The sequence below is a fragment of the Erythrobacter rubeus genome, assembly GCF_014705715.1.
GTDB lineage: Bacteria > Pseudomonadota > Alphaproteobacteria > Sphingomonadales > Sphingomonadaceae > Erythrobacter > Erythrobacter rubeus.
On sequence record NZ_JACXLC010000001.1, the window covers coordinates 1,904,639 to 1,921,545 of the forward strand.

At 61.5% G+C, this 16,907-nt stretch carries 16 protein-coding genes and 1 riboswitch; of the genes, 5 read left to right on the forward strand and 11 right to left on the reverse strand.

Translation table 11 applies throughout. From position 1 onward, the window contains the following. Nucleotides 1-78: 78 nt before the first annotated feature. Genes cobA through IB285_RS09450 form a run of 5 tightly spaced genes read left to right on the forward strand, consistent with a single transcriptional unit; the run spans nucleotide 79 to nucleotide 4,023 of the window. The gene (gene cobA / locus IB285_RS09430; protein ID WP_190787932.1) at nucleotides 79-837 is read left to right on the forward strand and encodes a uroporphyrinogen-III C-methyltransferase; all 759 of its coding nucleotides are present in this window, start codon (nucleotides 79-81) and stop codon (nucleotides 835-837) included. Then, nucleotides 834-1,133, forward strand: coding sequence for a DUF2849 domain-containing protein (locus IB285_RS09435; RefSeq protein WP_190787933.1), 300 nt, complete (start codon nucleotides 834-836; stop codon nucleotides 1,131-1,133). Before cobA ends, IB285_RS09435 begins: the two co-directional genes overlap by 4 nt. Beyond that, the gene (locus tag IB285_RS09440) at nucleotides 1,133-2,767 is read left to right on the forward strand and encodes a nitrite/sulfite reductase (protein ID WP_190787934.1); all 1,635 of its coding nucleotides are present in this window, start codon (nucleotides 1,133-1,135) and stop codon (nucleotides 2,765-2,767) included. The genes IB285_RS09435 and IB285_RS09440 overlap by 1 nt, the downstream gene beginning before the upstream one ends. After that, nucleotides 2,757-3,233, forward strand: coding sequence for a DUF934 domain-containing protein (locus IB285_RS09445; RefSeq protein ID WP_190787935.1), 477 nt, complete (start codon nucleotides 2,757-2,759; stop codon nucleotides 3,231-3,233). Before IB285_RS09440 ends, IB285_RS09445 begins: the two co-directional genes overlap by 11 nt. After that, nucleotides 3,226-4,023: a phosphoadenylyl-sulfate reductase gene (locus IB285_RS09450; protein ID WP_190787936.1), complete on the forward strand. Its 798-nt coding sequence runs from the start codon at nucleotides 3,226-3,228 to the stop codon at nucleotides 4,021-4,023. The genes IB285_RS09445 and IB285_RS09450 overlap by 8 nt, the downstream gene beginning before the upstream one ends. 67 nt (nucleotides 4,024-4,090) lie before the next feature. On the opposite strand, the gene IB285_RS09455 is transcribed toward IB285_RS09450, so the two are convergent. From IB285_RS09455 to ftsZ, 11 genes are all read right to left on the reverse strand, one after another. Beyond that, nucleotides 4,091-4,513 carry a hypothetical protein gene (locus tag IB285_RS09455; protein ID WP_190787937.1) on the reverse strand — a complete coding sequence of 141 codons (423 nt, stop codon included), beginning with the start codon at nucleotides 4,511-4,513 and terminating at the stop codon, nucleotides 4,091-4,093. A gap of 106 nt (nucleotides 4,514-4,619) precedes the next feature. After that, nucleotides 4,620-5,531, reverse strand: coding sequence for an NAD-dependent epimerase/dehydratase family protein (locus IB285_RS09460; RefSeq protein WP_190787938.1), 912 nt, complete (start codon nucleotides 5,529-5,531; stop codon nucleotides 4,620-4,622). Continuing rightward, nucleotides 5,528-6,676, reverse strand: a complete 1,149-nt coding sequence (gene proB, locus IB285_RS09465) for a glutamate 5-kinase (RefSeq protein WP_407925605.1) — start codon at nucleotides 6,674-6,676, stop codon at nucleotides 5,528-5,530. The genes IB285_RS09460 and proB overlap by 4 nt, the downstream gene beginning before the upstream one ends. Continuing rightward, nucleotides 6,654-7,712: a GTPase ObgE gene (gene obgE / locus IB285_RS09470; RefSeq protein WP_190787939.1), complete on the reverse strand. Its 1,059-nt coding sequence runs from the start codon at nucleotides 7,710-7,712 to the stop codon at nucleotides 6,654-6,656. Before obgE ends, proB begins: the two co-directional genes overlap by 23 nt. Nucleotides 7,713-7,774: 62 nt before the next feature. Beyond that, complete coding sequence (locus IB285_RS09475; protein WP_234033105.1) at nucleotides 7,775-9,682, reverse strand: TonB-dependent receptor plug domain-containing protein; 1,908 nt, start codon at nucleotides 9,680-9,682, stop codon at nucleotides 7,775-7,777. A gap of 129 nt (nucleotides 9,683-9,811) precedes the next feature. After that, nucleotides 9,812-10,016, reverse strand: a riboswitch (cobalamin riboswitch). Nucleotides 10,017-10,077: 61 nt separating this feature from the next. Continuing rightward, entirely contained in the window at nucleotides 10,078-10,956 is an 879-nt protein-coding gene (locus IB285_RS09480) for a hypothetical protein (RefSeq protein ID WP_234033106.1), read from the reverse strand. 293 nt (nucleotides 10,957-11,249) lie between these two features. Beyond that, a complete protein-coding gene (locus IB285_RS09485; protein ID WP_190787941.1) occupies nucleotides 11,250-11,999 on the reverse strand; it encodes a Bax inhibitor-1/YccA family protein in 750 nt (249 codons plus the stop codon). A gap of 144 nt (nucleotides 12,000-12,143) precedes the next feature. Beyond that, nucleotides 12,144-12,956 (reverse strand): pyrroline-5-carboxylate reductase family protein, encoded by an 813-nt coding sequence (locus IB285_RS09490; RefSeq protein ID WP_190787942.1) that lies wholly within the window; start codon nucleotides 12,954-12,956, stop codon nucleotides 12,144-12,146. Nucleotides 12,957-12,988: 32 nt separating this feature from the next. Then, nucleotides 12,989-13,495, reverse strand: coding sequence for a type III secretion system chaperone family protein (locus tag IB285_RS09495; RefSeq protein WP_190787943.1), 507 nt, complete (start codon nucleotides 13,493-13,495; stop codon nucleotides 12,989-12,991). A 144-nt stretch (nucleotides 13,496-13,639) separates the two neighbouring features. After that, nucleotides 13,640-14,908, reverse strand: coding sequence for an SPOR domain-containing protein (locus tag IB285_RS09500; protein WP_234033107.1), 1,269 nt, complete (start codon nucleotides 14,906-14,908; stop codon nucleotides 13,640-13,642). Between the two features lie 190 nt (nucleotides 14,909-15,098). Further along, on the reverse strand, nucleotides 15,099-16,850 hold the full coding sequence (ftsZ, locus tag IB285_RS09505; RefSeq protein WP_190787945.1) for a cell division protein FtsZ: 1,752 nt from the start codon (nucleotides 16,848-16,850) through the stop codon (nucleotides 15,099-15,101). Nucleotides 16,851-16,907: the final 57 nt, after the last annotated feature.

Genomic DNA, 16,907 nt, shown 5'->3' on the forward strand with positions numbered 1-16,907 from the left:
CCACCGCGAAAGCTTTCCTAACGCACTGCAAATCCATTCTCGCTGGTGTTGCCGCGCGCTCCTCGCCATCTCGTCACCATGAGCAAGCATGGAACAATCTATCTCGTGGGCGCTGGCCCGGGCGATCCCGATCTGCTGACCCTCCGCGCCGCGCGTCTGATCGAGAGCGCCGAAATCATCGTTCACGATGGACTGGTAAGTAAGGATATCCTCGCGCTCGCATCGCCGGATGCCCGGCTGATTTCGGTCGCCAAGCAGCGCTCGAAGCACACGCTTCCGCAGGACCAGATCAACGCGCTGCTCATCCGCGAAGCGCTCACCGGACAAGACATCGTTCGCCTTAAGGGCGGTGACCCGCTGATCTTCGGGCGCGGCGGCGAAGAAGCCGAAGACGCGAAGGCTGCCGGTCTCCGGGTCGAGATCGTTCCTGGCATCTCCGCCGCCAATGGCGCAGCCGCCGCATCGCATATCGCGCTCACCCACCGCAACGCATCGAGCATCGTCAGCTTCGTCGCTGGCCAGTGCAAAGGGTTGTCTGACCAGGATTGGTCCGGGCTGGCCGGCAAGGGCCGCACTTTGGTGATCTATATGGGCGTAAAGACCGCGCCGCAGATCGCGGAGAAATTGATGGCCGACGGTCTGGCCCCGGAGGTCCCGCTCGCCGTGATCGAGAACGGCGCGCGCCCGGAAATGCGCGTGGTGCGGGGGATGCTTGCCGGGCTGCCGGACCTCGTAATGCAGCACGCGATCAAGAGCCCCGCGCTCATCGTGATCGGCGAGGTCACCGCTCGTGACGATATCGCCCTTGGCAAGATCGCAGCGGAGGTTGCGCAATGAAAATACTCACCGGAAACGATCTCAAGACCGGCGCTGTCGTCTGGTGGACCGGCAATGACTGGTCGATCTATGTCGACGATGCAGTCGATGTGGGCGATCAGGCCGAAGAGATCATGGCCCGCGAAGAAGCCGCGCGACGGGTCAATGTGCCCTACTCGCTCGATGCCGAGCGCGAGGATGACGGCAAGGTCAGGCCCGCACACATAAAGGACCGCGTGCGTGCGCTAGGGCCCACTGTGCGACCCGATCTGACACTCAAACCCCAATCCCCCGAAGCGATCGACTGGGTAATCTGATGTATAAGTACGATAATTATGACCAGCAGATGGTCGACGCCCGCGTCGAGGAATTCCGCGGCCAGGCGAAACGGCGGCTCGAAGGCAAGCTGACCGAAGACCAGTTCAAGCCGCTGCGGTTGATGAACGGGCTTTACTTACAACTCCACGCCTACATGCTGCGGGTCGCCATTCCCTATGGCACGCTGAACAGCGCGCAGATGAGCGCGCTTGGCGACATCGCGGACAAATATGATCGCGGGTACGGGCATTTCACCACCCGCCAGAACATCCAGTACAACTGGATCAAACTGGAAGACGCCGCCGACATCCTTGCCGACCTGTCCAAGGTCGAAATGCACGCCATTCAGACCAGCGGGAATTGCATCCGCAACATCTCGTCGGACCACTTCGCGGGTGCCACGCACGATGAACTCGTCGATCCGCGCCCCTATGCCGAGCTGCTGCGCCAGTGGTCGAGCTTCCACCCGGAATTCACCTACTTGCCGCGCAAGTTCAAGATCGCCGTGATCGCTGCGGAGAAAGACCGCGCAGCGATGCGGCTTCACGATATCGGCATTCAGATTGTGAAAAATGACGCAGGCGAGATCGGTGCGCGCTTTTTCGTGGGTGGCGGTATGGGCCGCACGCCGATGATCGCGCCGATGATCCGCGATTTCGTGCCGCTCGATCAGCTGGTGACCTATGCCGAAGGGTGCCTGCGCGTTTACAACCGCTACGGTCGCCGCGACAACAAGTACAAGGCGCGCATCAAGATCCTCGTCCACGAACTCGGTGCGGAGGAGTACACCCGGCAGGTCGAAGAAGAGTTCGCTCATTTGCTCGATCAGGGAGTCGAACCGCCCAGACCCGAACTGGAGCGGCTGAAACCGTTCTTCGCCGATCCGCCTTTCGAGGACGGTCCGAAAACGGTCGACCGCTCCGATCCCGATTTCGCATTATGGGTCGATCGCAACACGCACCGGCACAAGCATGACAGCTATGTCAGCGCAGTCATCTCGCTAAAGCCCGTCGGCGGCATTCCCGGCGATGCTACGGGTGAACAAATCCGCACGATGGCGAGGCTCGCCAAGCAGTACAGCTTCGACGAATTGCGGGTGATGCACACGCAGAACATCGTCCTTCCGCATGTGAAAATCGCCGATCTCCACGCGCTCTGGACCGAGCTGGATGCAGCCGAGCTGGGCGCGCCCAATCTCGACACGATCGAGGACATTATCGCATGTCCCGGTCTCGATTATTGCGCGCTCGCCAATGCCCGCTCGATCCCTCTTGCCCAGCGCATTTCGGAGCGATTCGACAAATCCGGCAAGACTGCCGAGCTTGGCGAATTGAAGCTGAAAATCTCGGGCTGCATCAACGCCTGCGGGCATCACCATGCCGGCCATATCGGCATCCTCGGCGTCGATAAGAAGGGCAAGGAAAACTACCAGCTGTCCCTCGGCGGCAGCGAGGCGGAGGATGTCAGCCTTGCCAAGATCACCGGCCCCGGTTTCGACGAAGACGGTGTGATCGAAGCGGTCGAGACCGTGACCGACGTCTACATCGCACAGCGCGAAGACGGGGAGCGGTTCCTCGACACCTATCGCCGCATCGGCATGTCCCCATTCAAGGAGGCGCTTTATGGGAAATGACTCGTTCGACAGCGAAGCAGGCTCGCTCGGCGTATCGCCTGACGAGGTACAGTTTCGTTTCCGCGACGACGAAGTGGCCGACCACGGCACCGTCACCGTCGATGCGTGCTGCGACCAGACCAACGCAACAGCCGTGCGGATCGAACCCGGCGACGATGCGCGCGCTCTGCTGCCCTTCCTCGACCGGCTTGCATTGGTCGAAGTCAACTTTCCGACCTTCGGCGATGGCCGCGGCTATTCGGCCGCGCGAATCTTACGCGAAGCCGGATATACCGGCGAATTGCGCGCGGTGGGTGACGTCCTGATCGATCAGCTTTCGCACATGCGTCGCTGCGGTTTCGATGCATTCGCGCCGGACAAGCGGCTCGATGAAGAGGACGCCGTCAAGGCATTCGCGACCTGGGACAACGTCTATCAGAGCGCTGCCGATGGCCGCAAAACCATTCAGGAATTACGCCATGAATAAGCCGGAAAGCTCCGCTCCTTTCAATCAGCACGAGGCGCTGGACCGCGCGATCGACCGTATCGACACCAGCCCACGCTTTTCGGATCACGACGCCGTTCGCCTGAACCGGATGTTCCGCGGCAGCTCGACGGCTGAAATGCTCGAGGGCGTCATCAAGGGCAATCTCGCAGGAGATGTCGCCGTCGTGTCCAGCTTCGGCGCTGAAAGCGTGGTGCTGCTGCGCCTTATCGCTCAGGTCGATTCCAGCGTGCCCGTACTGTTCCTCGATACCGGCAAGCATTTCGCCGAGACGCTGCGTTACCGCGACGAAGTCGTAGAGCGGCTTGGCCTTACCAATTTGCAAGTACTCACGCCGGATGCCGCCGAAGTCATCGCGAAAGATGAAAGCGGCCTGCGCTGGTCATACGATCCGGACGGGTGCTGTGAGATTCGCAAGGTGAAACCGCTGGCCAAGGCGCTGGCGCAGTTCGATGCGAGCTTTACCGGGCGCAAGGCGTTCCAGTCGGAAACGCGCGCGAACCTGCCGCGCTTCGAAGTCGACACTTCGGACGAGCAGGGCCGGTTGAAGATAAATCCACTGATCGACTGGTCGGCTAGCGATGTGCAGGCCTATCTCGAAGAGCACGACCTGCCGCGTCATCCGCTCGTCGCGCAGGGGTTTCCCTCGATCGGCTGCGAGCCCTGCACCAACAAGGTCGCCGATGGCGAGGATCCCCGCTCAGGCCGCTGGAAGGGCTGGGACAAGACCGAATGCGGCATCCACAAGCCCGGCGAAGAGCCGTTCCTCTAAGACAAAAGCGCCGCCCCGATATCGCCGAGGCGGCGCCTGTCATTTGGTTCTCAGAGCCTCAGCCGTATCAGGCTGTTTCCTCGTCGGTAACGCGCTCGACGGTTGATGTTTCGCCATCATCCGGGTCGGTCGAGGTCCAGACACCCTCTGCATTCACCTCTTCGGCGTAGCATTTCATTTCCGCTTCATCGTCGTCCTTTGAACAGAATTCGTTGGGCGATCTCTGTTCGTACGTGCCGGTCGTTACCTCGCCATCTTGATCGGTGGCAGTGAAAGTTCCGTCTTCCGCGAGTTCCTCGATGATGACGTCGCCATCGGCCTGAGTGATGCGGAAAGTGCCATGCGATGGCCCGCCATCGGCAGCGGTGGTTTCGGCCACGGCTTCCGTTTTGTCGACAGCCGCAGCGTCGGCGGCCACGGTCTCTTCGGTTTCGGCAGGCGAGCAGGCGGCAACAGCGGCAAGCGCCGCCAACAGTGCGATATTTCTCATGGAATTCCCCCAAGCATAACCGGACCGGCAAAGCTCGCACGGTCCGAAAGTTATGCGACCCGCTGAGGGTATAGTCGCAAGGCTGCCCGCGTCAAAGCGGGATCACCTAGAGCCAACCCTGTGCCTTGTACCATTCAGCGGTCATTTTGAGGCCGTCTTCGCCCGACCATACGGCCTGCCACAGCGAAATCGGCGGGGCCTTCTTCATGTCGCACACCCAATCGGGATGCAGCATGTAGCCGACACGGTCAGGGGTCAGCTTTGCCTTTGGCCCGCGAATGGCCTGATCCGCTTTCGCTGCAAATTGCAGGACTCCCGCTGGAAGCTTGGGCGCGATCGCATTCGGATTGCCCACCGCCTCGGCAATCATCTTGCCGAGTTCGGAATGCTCGTAGCCGAATGCATTGTCGTCCCACGGTTCGAAGATCTTTCCGGTGACCTTGTGGCTGGACGGAACAAGCGCGATCAGCAGCCGCGCCAGATCCTCGACATGGATGATCGAAGTGCGGCCTTCCGGCGGGACCGGCACGATCCCGTACTTTGCCGTGCGAAACAGCTCGAACATGTCCGTGTCGCGGGGCCCGTAAACAGCAGGCGGACGCACGATGGTCCAGTCGAGCTCGCTCGCCTTGACCAGCTCCTCCGCGCGCGCCTTCGATCCGCCATAGGCGGAGAGATCGGGTTCGCGGGCAGAAAGCGAAGAGACGAACACAAATCGCTGCACGCCTTCCGCCTTCGCAGCGGCGATCATGTTGGCGGTGCCGGTAACATTTGCTGCTTCGAACCGCACCGGATTGGGCGTGTTGGTCAGACCTGCAATGTGGATCACAGCATCGGTGCCCCGGATGAGGTCTCGAAGGGTGCTCTCCTGGTCGAGAGTGCCCTTGATCCACATCACCCCCGCGCGCTCCGCCTTTGGTGAACGCGTCAGAGCGCGCGCGTCCAGCCGCTTCTGCCGCGCGGCATCCATGACTGCACCGCCAACGAAACCCGTCGCCCCGGTAACCGCGATGCTCATGACCGCACCATATGATCGCGGTGCACCACTGCGGCGCGCGGGACGTATCCCAGCTGCGCTTCCTGTTCACCTTCGCGCATACCCATTATGGCTCGGCATTCCTCCGCGTTATACTCGACCAAACCCTGCCCCAATCTTTCCCCATCAGGACCATCGATCTGTACGAGGTCGCCGCGCTGAAAATCACCCTCGACCCGCGTCACTCCCGCTGCAAGCAGGCTTGCCCCGCGCGCAAGCGCAGATACGCAACCGGCATCTACGGTCAAAGCCCCCTCGCACGCCAAACGCCCTCCCAGCCATGCCTTGCGTGCGCTGTCCGAGCGGACCGGCAAGAACACCGTGCCGCGATTGGCCGCGACTGCGCTCGCGATCGGCGGCAGGCGAGTGCCGTTGACGATTGCGAGCATGATCCCTGCGCGCCCGGCAATCTTCGCTGCCTCGAGCTTCGAGGCCATCCCGCCCGACCCGATACCCGAAGACGAGCCGGTATCTGCCATCGCCAGTATTTCGGGCGTCACGCCCTCGACCCGCTCGATCAAAACCGCGCCTTCCTGATCCGGGGGCCGATCAAACAGTCCGTCGACATCGGATAGCAGCAATACCGCATCGGCCCGCGCTGCCTGCGCCACCCGCGCCGCGAGCCGGTCATTATCGCCGAAGCGGATTTCCTCTGTTGCCACGCTGTCATTCTCGTTCACGACCGGAACCGCACCGGTTTCGAGCAAGCGCTCGATCGTGGCGGCCGCATTGAGATACCGCCGCCGATCTTCGAGATCGCCAAGCGTCACGAGCATTTGGGCCGCCAAGAGATCGTGCTCGCCCAGCGCCTCTGCCCAAAGCTGCGCCAGAGCGACCTGTCCCACCGAAGCGGCGGCCTGCGCATCGGCAAGGCTTGCGCGCCCGCCTTTCGGCAAGTCCAGCCGTGCAGCGCCCAGCGCGATCGCCCCTGAGCTGACAACGATAATCTCTGTGCCCCGCTCTCGCAGTTCTGCCAGATCGCGGGCGAGCGACTTCAGCCGATCCGAAGCGGGCTTGCCGTCTTCCACCAGCAGCGCGCTGCCGATCTTGACGACCAGCCGGCGTGCCGAGCCCAAGTCACTGATAGCCTGAATGCGCATCGCGTCAGATGGGCGACCACTCGCCATCGGCCTCATCTTCGCTTTCGAGTTCGGCGGCGTTCGTTTCGGTCGACGTTTGGTCGGGCAGATAGCCGAGCACCGCGTCGAGCAAATCCTCGATCCCTTCGCCAGTGGCGCCCGACACGTTGAACACCTTGTCCGCGCCAGCTGCGATGAGTTCGTCAGCGAAGGCCTGCCCCAATTCCTTGTCGGCGAGGTCCATCTTGTTGAGCGCGACCAGCTGAGGTTTGTCAGCCAGCCCTTCGCCGTACGCCTCCAGCTCCGCGAGCACCGTGCGCATTGCTTCTGCCGGATCCTCGCCGGCGATATCGATCAGATGGATCAGCACGCGGCAACGCTCGATATGACCAAGGAAACGGTCGCCGATCCCCGCGCCGTCAGCCGCCCCTTCGATCAGGCCGGGAATATCGGCCAGCACGAATTCGCGGCCCTTGTGCCGCACCACGCCAAGCTTGGGAATGAGCGTGGTGAAGGCATAGTGCCCGACCTTCGCACCGGCATTCGAAACCGCGTTGATGAAGGTCGACTTGCCGGCATTGGGCAGCCCGAGCAGCCCGACATCGGCAAGCAATTTCAGCCGCAGCCAGACCCACATTTCCTCACCCGGTTCGCCCGGCTGATGCTGGCGCGGCGCGCGATTTGTCGAGCTTTTGTAGGACGCGTTGCCGCGCCCGCCCATGCCGCCTTCGAGGAAGGTCACTTGCTGGCCGACTTCGGTGAAATCGGCGAGCACCTCTTCCTTGTCCTCGGACAATACCTGCGTGCCAACCGGAACCTCGATGACGAGATCGGGTGCGCCCGCACCAGTCTGGTTGCGGCCCTGCCCGTGATTGCCGCGTTTCGCCTTGAAATGCTGGGCGTAGCGAAAGTCGATGAGGGTGTTCAGGCCCTGCACCGCTTCAAAGATGATATCGCCGCCTTTCCCGCCATTGCCGCCATCCGGGCCGCCAAACTCGACGTACTTTTCACGGCGAAAGCTAACCGCGCCCGGCCCGCCCGCACCCGATTTGAGATAGATTTTGGCCTGATCGAGAAAATGCATGGCTTCCACCTATGCATTTTCCTGAAAAAAGCGAGAGTTCTTGGACTACCGCACGGAGTTTGTCAGAACCGTGCGCTCAGGCCGACGACTGCGGTGCGCCCGGGTGAGACGAAGCTGAACACCTGCTCGAAGGTTTCGTCGAAGATGTTCTCGACCCGTCCGAACGCCTCGACCTGGTCCGTCAGCTGAACCCGCGCGTTAAAGTTGACGAGCGTGTAATCGTCCAGCGTCACGCGCACGGGGATGAAGCTCGGATCGGTGAACGCCAAATCCTCCGCTTCGCCATTATGGCGCACGACCAGAGTCGCCGACGCGATGTCCCTTGGGTGCGTCCAGTTGAGCGCCGCGCTGGCGATGTCATCCGGCCTGCGGACTTCCTCAATCCCGTCCTCTTCCGCGTCGAGGAAGCTGTACGCCGCATCCACGCTGAACCCGCCGCCCAGCTGTGCGCTGGCCGAGACCTCGACACCGCGCTGGGTGCTTTCCGTCTCCCGGTTTGCCGGCGTCGCGATGAAGTCTGGCGGAGGGAAGGTAGTGAAAATTTCGTTTTCCAGCTCACTGTCGAAATAGGTCGCGGACAAAAGGATCGCTCCGTTTGCAAGCCGCTGGTCGATGCCGACTTCCCAGCTGTTCGATTTTTCGGGCGCAAGGTCTTCATTGCCGATGAATTGTCCGTCGAAAAATCCGAACAGTTCGAAAAAGCCCGGGTTCTTGATCCCCGATCCGGCGCTTGCCCTGATCCGCGTGCTCGCCGTGACATCGAACCCCGCACCGACGCGAAAGGTGGTCTCATCGGCGAAACGATCGTTGATGTCGTGACGCACCGCAGCAGCGAGATCGAAACGGTCTCCGCTGAAACGGTACTCCCCGACAAGGCCGACATTCTCGATTTCCTGGCGCATGTCCGATGCGAAGCCGAACGGATCATCGTTGCGGAACCTCTCGCGTTCCCAATCGGCGGCAAAGGTCAGGCTGTGGCGGTCGTCGATCGCGAAAGCGCTGACATAGGACGCCTTCAACCTGTCGCCCTCGCTACCGCTGGTGCGTCCGAACGGGCCGAAGGTGTCTCGGTCTATATCGGCGATCTGGCCTGAGAGATCATGCGTCCAGCGGTCATCCAGGACCGAAAACCGCGCGCCGATCAACGCATAGATCGCATCGTTTTCGAAACGGGTGTCCGGGCTGTCGATGATCAGTCCGAATGTCGGCGATGTGGGATCGAAATTGCTATCGTTGAAATCGCCCTCGGTGCGGATGTACCGACCGGTTGCACGCAGTTCGAAACCGGGCGCGACTTCGACTGCCCCCTTCCCTGACACGGTGTAGCTATCGCGGCCGATGTCCCTAGTGCCGCCTCTCGCATTCGGCTCGCCATCGGTGCTGACCACAGTTGCAGAGAGCGCTGCGTCCCATGCGGAGCCTGCCAGGCCAATCCTAGCCGAACCGTTGATCGTGTCCTCGGTGCCGCCCTCGATCCTCGCGGCGAAGCCTTCAAGATCGCGTCCGCTCGCGCTTTCATAGGCGACCACGCCGCCAATTGCATCATTGCCGTAGAGCGCCGATTGCGGACCGCGCAGGACCTCCAACCGGCTGCCGATTTCCGCCTGCAATGTCCCGATATCGAATTCTCCGGCGAACGGATCGGATACCTCGATGCCGTCGACCAGCACCAGCACGTGATTGGCTTCCGAGCCGCGCAAGCGGATCTGCGTTTGCCCTGCGACCGAGCTTACGGCCACGCCGGGCACGTCGCGCAAGACATCCGCGATATCGCGCACCTGCCGGTCGATCAGATCCTGGGCAGAGATGACTGAGGCAGAGCCGGTGTAGTTTTCCAGTGCGACCGAGGTGTCGGTGCGGCTCGCCGTCACCAGAACCTCGTTTTCATCAGACGGGTTTCCACCCGCATCCTGCGCCAATATCGGCGTGCACCAACCAAGCGCCGCAACCGCGACGCCGTACAAATACAAATTTTTTCTCACGGAGGATCCCTCCCACTCGAGCAAAACCAAAGACCGCGCGGGATGCCCCCTGCACGGCCAGCTAGTCGTCGCTCGAAACGAAAGGTATTTCGCGCCGGATCAATCCCTGAACCTGGCAACAAGCGACACGCCTCGGTCGGTCTCCTGGCTTACGGTTCAACATGTCTGGTCCTCACCTTCCCAAGGTTTCCCTCAGTGGCTGCAGCCCGGAGCGAGCCGCGCGAACCAAACACTCACCGCTTACAGTTGCAGGGACAGCCGCGGATTTGCACCGCGTTCCCGTTACCGAAGTGATTGGGCAGCGTTAGCGTGGCGAAAACAAATGGGCAAGCGGCGACAGACCGCTTGCCCATTGCATTGCTATCGATCTGCTAGAGCGTGCCTCAGCGAAGACCCTGAGGGGTGCGAGTGGGAGCTGCCGCCTGCGTCTCGCCGCTTGGGACAGGTTCCACCACTGGCTGAGAAACAACGCCTTCCTGAACCGGCACGACTGGCACCTCCGCGCCAGTTTCGTTCTGCACCACCGTACCGCTCACTGTGGAGGGCGATGCCAGCGTTTGGGCCGGTGCACTCGCACCCACTGTAGGAATAACAACGCCGTTGGCGCGAGCCTTCTGTACGGCGACCCAGCCCGGCTGCGAAGGACCGTATTGCTGGCCGTATTTCGCATCCCAGTCCGCTGAAAGACGGCGATACTCCTGATAGTCCGCAAAGAACTTTTCGAACGGAGCCTCAAGCGTGTCGAAATTGGCCATCGCGAAAGCCACCGGATCGCTCGGCGGCGCGGCCATCGCCTGGTTCGACATGTCCAGCGCGGCGCGGCAGAAGCCGGCACGCGCAGGCGGAAGCGCCCAGTAATTGTATACGCTGGTCATCTGCGCCTCACGTGCGCGAACGGCCTGACGCCGCGATGAGGCTTGCTGACGATAGCCTCGGTCGATGCGGTCGTTGATCCTTTTAAGCGTCCTGGCGTGATCCTTGATGAAGGCGCTGTAGCCGTCGAGGATCGGTTGATATTGCGGCGCGGTGCAATTGAGTGCTGCGACATTCCAGGCGGAACGGAAATGCCAGACCTTCTCGTCATCGGACACATTGCGGTGCACGGTCATGTGCATCCCGTCCGCCCCGCGCTGCGGAATGTTCATCACATAGGCTGCGCCACCCGGGGGAAGCGGGCGATAGGGCACTGCCTCTGCCTGCGGCGGCGGAGGGGGCGGCGGAGGTGGTGGTGGAGGCGGCGGCGTTGCGCACGCGCCCAGCATGGCTGTCGCAATTGCGACCGTCGTAATTCGAAGTCCCGAAGGTGATTTTCCGTCTTGTTGGAAGGCACTTGCTGAGCGACCGTCTGCACCTGTCATGTTCTTACTCTCTCATTGTCGATGCCGGATCATGCCCGACGCCGCATTACCATGATATTAGGGCTGTTTTTGATAGTCCCAATCGCGGGCAAAGAAAATGCCCGGTACCCCGCTAAGGGCCCGGGCATTCGAGATGTCACCAGTTTGATCGAGGAACCGTGCCTCTGATCAGATCAGTGCCACTCGGTTAACCGATATCAATCGCGGTTGCCGAGGAATTGAAGCAGGAACATGAACATGTTGACGAAGTCGAGATACAGGCTCGTCGCGCCCATGATCACGGCCTTGCCCGCAAATTCCGTTCCGCGAACGTACTGATATTCGTTCTTCAGTCGCTGCGTGTCGTAGGCGGTCAGCGCTGCGAAAACGAGCACGCCGATGCCGCTGATCACGAACGCAAAGGTTTCGGACTGCAGGAAAAAGTTGATCACCATCGCGATGATGAGCCCGATAACACCCATGATCAGGAAGCTGCCGAAACCGGACATGTCCTTCTTCGTGGTGTAGCCAAACAGCGAAAGGCCAGCGAACGCACCCGCCGTTGCGAAGAACGTGACCGCGATGGATTCACCGGTGTAGACAAGGAAGATCGTCGACAGCGAAAGTCCCATGACGGTCGCGAAAGACCAGAACACGATCTGAAGCGTGGACTGGCTCATCTTGTGCAGGCCAAAGCTCATGGCAAGCACGAATGCGAGCGGCGAAAGCTTCACCACCCACAGCAGGATGCCGCCATTGATGGCGAGCCAAGCCGCGGGAGACTCCATTCCGCCCCAAGAGAACAGGATGGCAACTATGCCGGTCCACAGCACGCCCGAGGCCATGTAATTGTAGATCGAGAGCATGTGCTTGCGCAGGCCCTCGTCATAGGTGACACCAGCGACATCGCCGCCGGCGCGCGGCACCGAACCAAATCCGGTGCGCTGTGTGTTCTTCCAATCAGCCATATTGGATCCCTAACTCCATTACCGGCGCGACATACCGCGCCCTTCCCGAAGAATATCGGTGTTTTGCATCGAAATTTCAAGTGAAACCGGTCTGAAGGTATTGACGAAGGTTAACCCTGACCGGTCCGCTCTTATGCCTAAGATTCAATCACTTCCGGCTGAAAGTTGCGCACCGCGCTCTGCAGTCGCCCTAAGGGTTTCGACGAGCAACTTGTGCAGTGCGTCGTCCCGGTCGAGCACATTGAGCCCTTCGCGCGTCATACCGCCGGGGCTTGCGACCCGGTCCGCCAGTTCCCCGGGAGAGAGAGTTTCTCCGGATGCAAGCGAAGACGCGCCGTCCACCATGGTGAGTGCCAGTGCTTCGGCTTGGTCGCGCTGCAAACCCAGCTGGGCTGCAGCCCCGGCGAGCGCATCGATGAAGCGGTAGACGAAACCCGGTCCCGAGCCCGCCAAGGCAGTGACTAGATCGAACTGATCCTCCTCCTGAAGCCACAACGCCGTCCCTAGGGCGTTGAAAAGTTCGAAAGCGCCGCCGCGTTCGCCGCTCGAGAGGCCCTTTTCCAGCAGGATCACCGGCGATTTGTTTATGCGAGAGGCGAGGTTCGGCATCACTCGCACATGCGCGTCCGCATTTGGAAAAGCGGCTTGAAGCTGTGCGAGCGTCAGCCCCGCGAGCAGCGAGTAAACCGTCACACCATGGGACGCGACACTTTGCAATCCCGGCGCGAGCTTGCCGAGTTGTTGCGGTTTGAAACCGAGCAGCACCGCGTCATGATCGCCAGCGACCTCGGCTTCGTCCGGCGACCGATAGAGCGCAACGCCCTCCGGTGCGTCCTCCAGCGCCGGATCCAGCACCGCAAATCGCTGAGGGTCGAATCCCAAGGCAAGCCATCCGGCCAGCATCGCGCCGCCCATATTGCCGCATCCGATGATGAGAAGCTTGTTAATACCGGCCATGCAGGAAACCACCTTTCGGTGACGGCCTTTGCCTATGCTTCGCCGGCTGCGTCAACCATTGCCGCGTCGAGCGCATCGCGTGGGTCCTTGTCGCCCCACAGCACGAATTGAAAAGCCGGGTAGAAACGGTCGCATTCATCGATCGCATTCTCCACCAGAGATTGCGCCTGCGTGAGGCTCAGCATTCCGTCATCGCCCAGCAGGGCCCCGTGACGGTACAGCAGGACCTCCCCGTTCGACCAGATATCGAAATGGCCGAGCCACATCTGTTCGTTGACGAGACTCAGAAGCTCATAAGCTCGCTGCTTCTTGTCATCCTGCACCCTGATATCGGGCAGGCAAAGGAACTGCAGAACGTTGTCCTGCGCCCGCCAGATGGCGCGCAATTGATACTTGGCCCAGCTCCCTTGGACTTCGCCAACCATCTCGTCATCGGAGACGACCTCGCACGTCCAGTTACGCGCTTCGAACAGCGCGGCCAGCATGTCGACAGGTGCTGCGTCGTCCTGCGCTGAGAATTCCTGTTCGCGCGGTCTCATCGGATTGGGGGCTCGTTCGTCATCGATTGCAGGGATGCCCGCACAACCTGTCTCTTGGCAATCCGGCCACACTGCGCGGCTGGGGAGAACGCTCTTCGCCTGTTCAAAGCTTGTGCACAGAAAGCGGGGGATGACCCACCGGCTCTATTTTAACTCTTTGATTTCAAGGCCTTCAATGCTCTCGAAGCGAAAAGTGTCGATACCCTTTTCCTTCAGCGCATTGATCAGGTCGCGCGCGGCATTGCGATCGGCGACCGGGCCCGCGAGCAAGCGATTGGCTTGTCCCCACGGCGTCACGTGCGGATCGAGATTTCCGAGCAAATCGGGTGCCTGCTCGGTCAGGCGACGCCAATCGAATTTCAGCGCGGCGACGTCGCGGCCCGTGGCGACCTGCACCCAGATGCGGCTGGGATGTGACGGCTTTGCAGGCTCCTGTGCCTGTTCGACCTCACGCGGGATTTCGAGCGCGGCGAGATCGACGGCATTGCTCCCTGCTGCGGCATCGGGGAGCGACCCGCCGCCCATATCGGCAAAGGCATCCGCGACACTTGCGGATTGCGACTGTGCACCGAGCGGCTCGCCTGCCGGCTCAAGTCTGCTCGACGCATCGGAGCGCGGACCGCCTTCTTGCGCTCCGGCGGCGCTCACGAATTCCCTGATCCGCGGATCTTCGCGGCCAATATCGGCAGCTCGCGGAAAAATGCCGAGATTGGCGGCCGCGGCCTGCTGCGCACGGGTCAATCGCGGCATATAGGCAAGATAGGGAGTTATTCGCCCGGCGAGATCGCGCGGCATGACTGCATCGACGATCGCGGCTGCTCTGTCTTGCTCGCCCATGATTGCGAGACCAAAGGCTCTGGTGCGGAAGGATGCCAGGTCGCGCCGGTCGAGCATCGGGCGCAGCATGTCTTCAAACCCGGTACGGTTACCGGTGATTGCATAGCTGAGCGCAAGGCGGCGGCGCACTTCGACATCATCGGGATTGAGCGTGATCGCACGTTTGTAGGCGGCCTGCGCGCTCTCGGAATCGCCGACCAGATCGAAAGCCAACCCCCTGTCGCTCAACAGGTCGCGGGCCTGCGCGCCCGCGCTCTGCGCCGCTGCGAAAAGCGGTAGCGCATCAACTGGCCTGCCCGAGCGCAGGTAGACACTCGCCATACCCAGTTTGATGCGTGGATTGTTAGGGGAAAGATCCTCCGCCCGGCCATAGAACCCGATCGCCGCGTCCAGATCGCCGACTTTGACCGAAGCTTCGCCGGCATCGATCAAGGCGTCGACGCTCTTCGGGCGCTTGGCGAGCCTCATGAGCGCGCGGTTAAGGTCCTGCATCTCCTGTGTCGGCAGCGGCTGGACCACCGCGCGCGCTGTGGAATCCTGCGCAGCGACAGGAGCAGCTCCGGCAACCGCGCTCATCAACGCTGTCGCGAAAAGAAGCGACAAATTACTCAAGGCCTTGGGTGCCGGATATATCATATCAATCGATCAGCTAGTCGAAATTTCACGCTGCGCTAGGACGACCTGCCTGAATGCGAGGCGAATAGCACTGAACGTCCGCCAAACCGATGACAATTCCGCACCCTCTACGCAGGCGCGGAAATGCCGATCACTGGTTGTTTTGGCGGCCGAGGAAACGCGGGATGCTGAGAGCGGGGCCATCATCATCTCCGTCCTCGTCATCATCGCCCTTGTCATCCGAACCGCTGCGAGAGAGGTTGGCCATACGTTCGAACAGGGTGCTGCCCCCGGCGGCTGCGCCTCCGGCTTTTTCCGATGAACCATCACCGGAACTGCCGCCGCCTCCTGCTGGGCCATCACCTGCTCCGCCCGCAGAACCGCCTCCGAACAAGCCGGTCTTGCCTTCTCCGCCCGAGCGCGCTTCGACCGGTTTGTCCTCGGCTGCGAGGCGGTCGGCATTACCGAGCAGATCATCGTCCACGCCAGCTTCGGAAGTCTCCGCATACTCACCGCCGAGTTCGAGCGGCTCTTCCTCTCCGTCAGCATTTCCCGACGCGCCGGAAAAACCACTCTCGCCCGCGGAACCGAAATTGCCGTCTTCGGCAGGTTCGGCAAGCTCACCGCCGAGTTCGTACTCGTCTTCCTCCGCATCGCGCAGACCGGCAAGCGGATCGACGATGTCATCGACGTCGTCTCCATCTTCCCCCATGTCGTCGCCCGCCTGCATTCCCGTGAGGTCGAACGGCTCCGCCTCGTTGGCTGGCTCGGGCATGGTTTCGGCGGCTGGTTCCGGCTCAGGCGCTGGCTCGTCCAGATCGAGCGGCGCTTTGGTAGCCGGCTCTTCGCTGCTCGCGCCCAAATCGAGGATCGGGCGTTTGGGCGCGCGGGCATTGGAAAGCGATACCGGCTGAGACCGCTCCGCCTTTGCCGCAGCGCTTTGCTCGATACCTGTGGCGACGACCGATACCCGGATCTTGCCTTCCAAGTCAGGATTGAACGCGCTGCCCCAGATGATGTTCGCATCTTCATCGACCAGCTCGCGAATGTGGTTAGCAGCTTCGTCCACTTCGAGCAGCTTCATGTCTTCACCGCCGAGGATCGAGATGATGACGCCTTTCGCGCCCTGCATGCTGACACCATCGAGCAGCGGGTTGGCGATCGCCTGTTCGGCAGCATCGAGCGCACGGTTTTCGCCTTCGCCCTCGCCCGTGCCCATCATCGCCTTGCCCATTTCGCTCATGACTGATCGGACATCGGCAAAGTCGAGGTTGATAAGGCCCGGCATCACCATCAGATCGGTGATCGAGCGAACGCCTTGTTGCAGCACTTCGTCCGCGAGGCCGAAAGCCTCCTTGAAAGTCGTCTCGGGGCTGGCGATCAGGAACAGGTTCTGGTTCGGGATCACGATCAGCGTGTCGACGTGATTCTGCAGTTCCTCGATGCCTGCTTCTGCAGCGCGCATCCGGCGTGTACCTTCGAACAGGAACGGTTTGGTCACGACACCCACCGTCAGCACGCCCTTACGACGCGCGGCCTCGGCAATAACCGGCGCAGCGCCAGTGCCGGTCCCGCCGCCCATGCCGGCGGCAATGAAAACCATGTTCACGCCGTCTAGCGCTTCTTCGAGTTCGGCTACTGTTTCTTCGGCTGCGGCCTTGCCCACTTCGGGCCGCGCCCCTGCGCCCAGGCCGCCGGTGATATCCGGGCCGAGCTGAATGCGCTTCTCCGCCGGGCTGCTGCTAAGCGCCTGAGCATCGGTGTTTGCCACCAGGAAATCGACACCCTCGATATCCGAAGCGATCATGTTGGCGATTGCATTACCGCCCGCTCCACCGATACCGATCACGGTAATCCGGGGGCGCATGTCGTCGCTGGCTGCTGGTCCGATATTGATGCTCATCTGGTTCTTCCTTTAAGCAGGCGGGGCGTCCCTGTTTTATTTACCACCTGGCCTTGC

Excerpts from the sequence above, each read along its gene's own strand:
- cobA (WP_190787932.1), top strand. The coding sequence starts at position 79 with ATGAGCAAGCATGGAACAATCTATCTCGTGGGCGCTGGCCCGGGCGAT.
- IB285_RS09435 (WP_190787933.1), top strand. The coding sequence starts at position 834 with ATGAAAATACTCACCGGAAACGATCTCAAGACCGGCGCTGTCGTCTGG.
- IB285_RS09440 (WP_190787934.1), top strand. The coding sequence starts at position 1,133 with ATGTATAAGTACGATAATTATGACCAGCAGATGGTCGACGCCCGCGTC.
- IB285_RS09445 (WP_190787935.1), top strand. The coding sequence starts at position 2,757 with ATGGGAAATGACTCGTTCGACAGCGAAGCAGGCTCGCTCGGCGTATCG.
- IB285_RS09450 (WP_190787936.1), top strand. The coding sequence starts at position 3,226 with ATGAATAAGCCGGAAAGCTCCGCTCCTTTCAATCAGCACGAGGCGCTG.
- IB285_RS09455 (WP_190787937.1), bottom strand. The coding sequence starts at position 4,513 with ATGAGAAATATCGCACTGTTGGCGGCGCTTGCCGCTGTTGCCGCCTGC.
- IB285_RS09460 (WP_190787938.1), bottom strand. The coding sequence starts at position 5,531 with ATGAGCATCGCGGTTACCGGGGCGACGGGTTTCGTTGGCGGTGCAGTC.
- proB (WP_407925605.1), bottom strand. The coding sequence starts at position 6,676 with ATGGCGAGTGGTCGCCCATCTGACGCGATGCGCATTCAGGCTATCAGT.
- obgE (WP_190787939.1), bottom strand. The coding sequence starts at position 7,712 with ATGCATTTTCTCGATCAGGCCAAAATCTATCTCAAATCGGGTGCGGGC.
- IB285_RS09480 (WP_234033106.1), bottom strand. The coding sequence starts at position 10,956 with ATGCTGGGCGCGTGCGCAACGCCGCCGCCTCCACCACCACCTCCGCCG.
- IB285_RS09485 (WP_190787941.1), bottom strand. The coding sequence starts at position 11,999 with ATGGCTGATTGGAAGAACACACAGCGCACCGGATTTGGTTCGGTGCCG.
- IB285_RS09490 (WP_190787942.1), bottom strand. The coding sequence starts at position 12,956 with ATGGCCGGTATTAACAAGCTTCTCATCATCGGATGCGGCAATATGGGC.
- IB285_RS09495 (WP_190787943.1), bottom strand. The coding sequence starts at position 13,495 with ATGAGACCGCGCGAACAGGAATTCTCAGCGCAGGACGACGCAGCACCT.
- IB285_RS09500 (WP_234033107.1), bottom strand. The coding sequence starts at position 14,908 with ATGAGCGCGGTTGCCGGAGCTGCTCCTGTCGCTGCGCAGGATTCCACA.
- ftsZ (WP_190787945.1), bottom strand. The coding sequence starts at position 16,850 with ATGAGCATCAATATCGGACCAGCAGCCAGCGACGACATGCGCCCCCGG.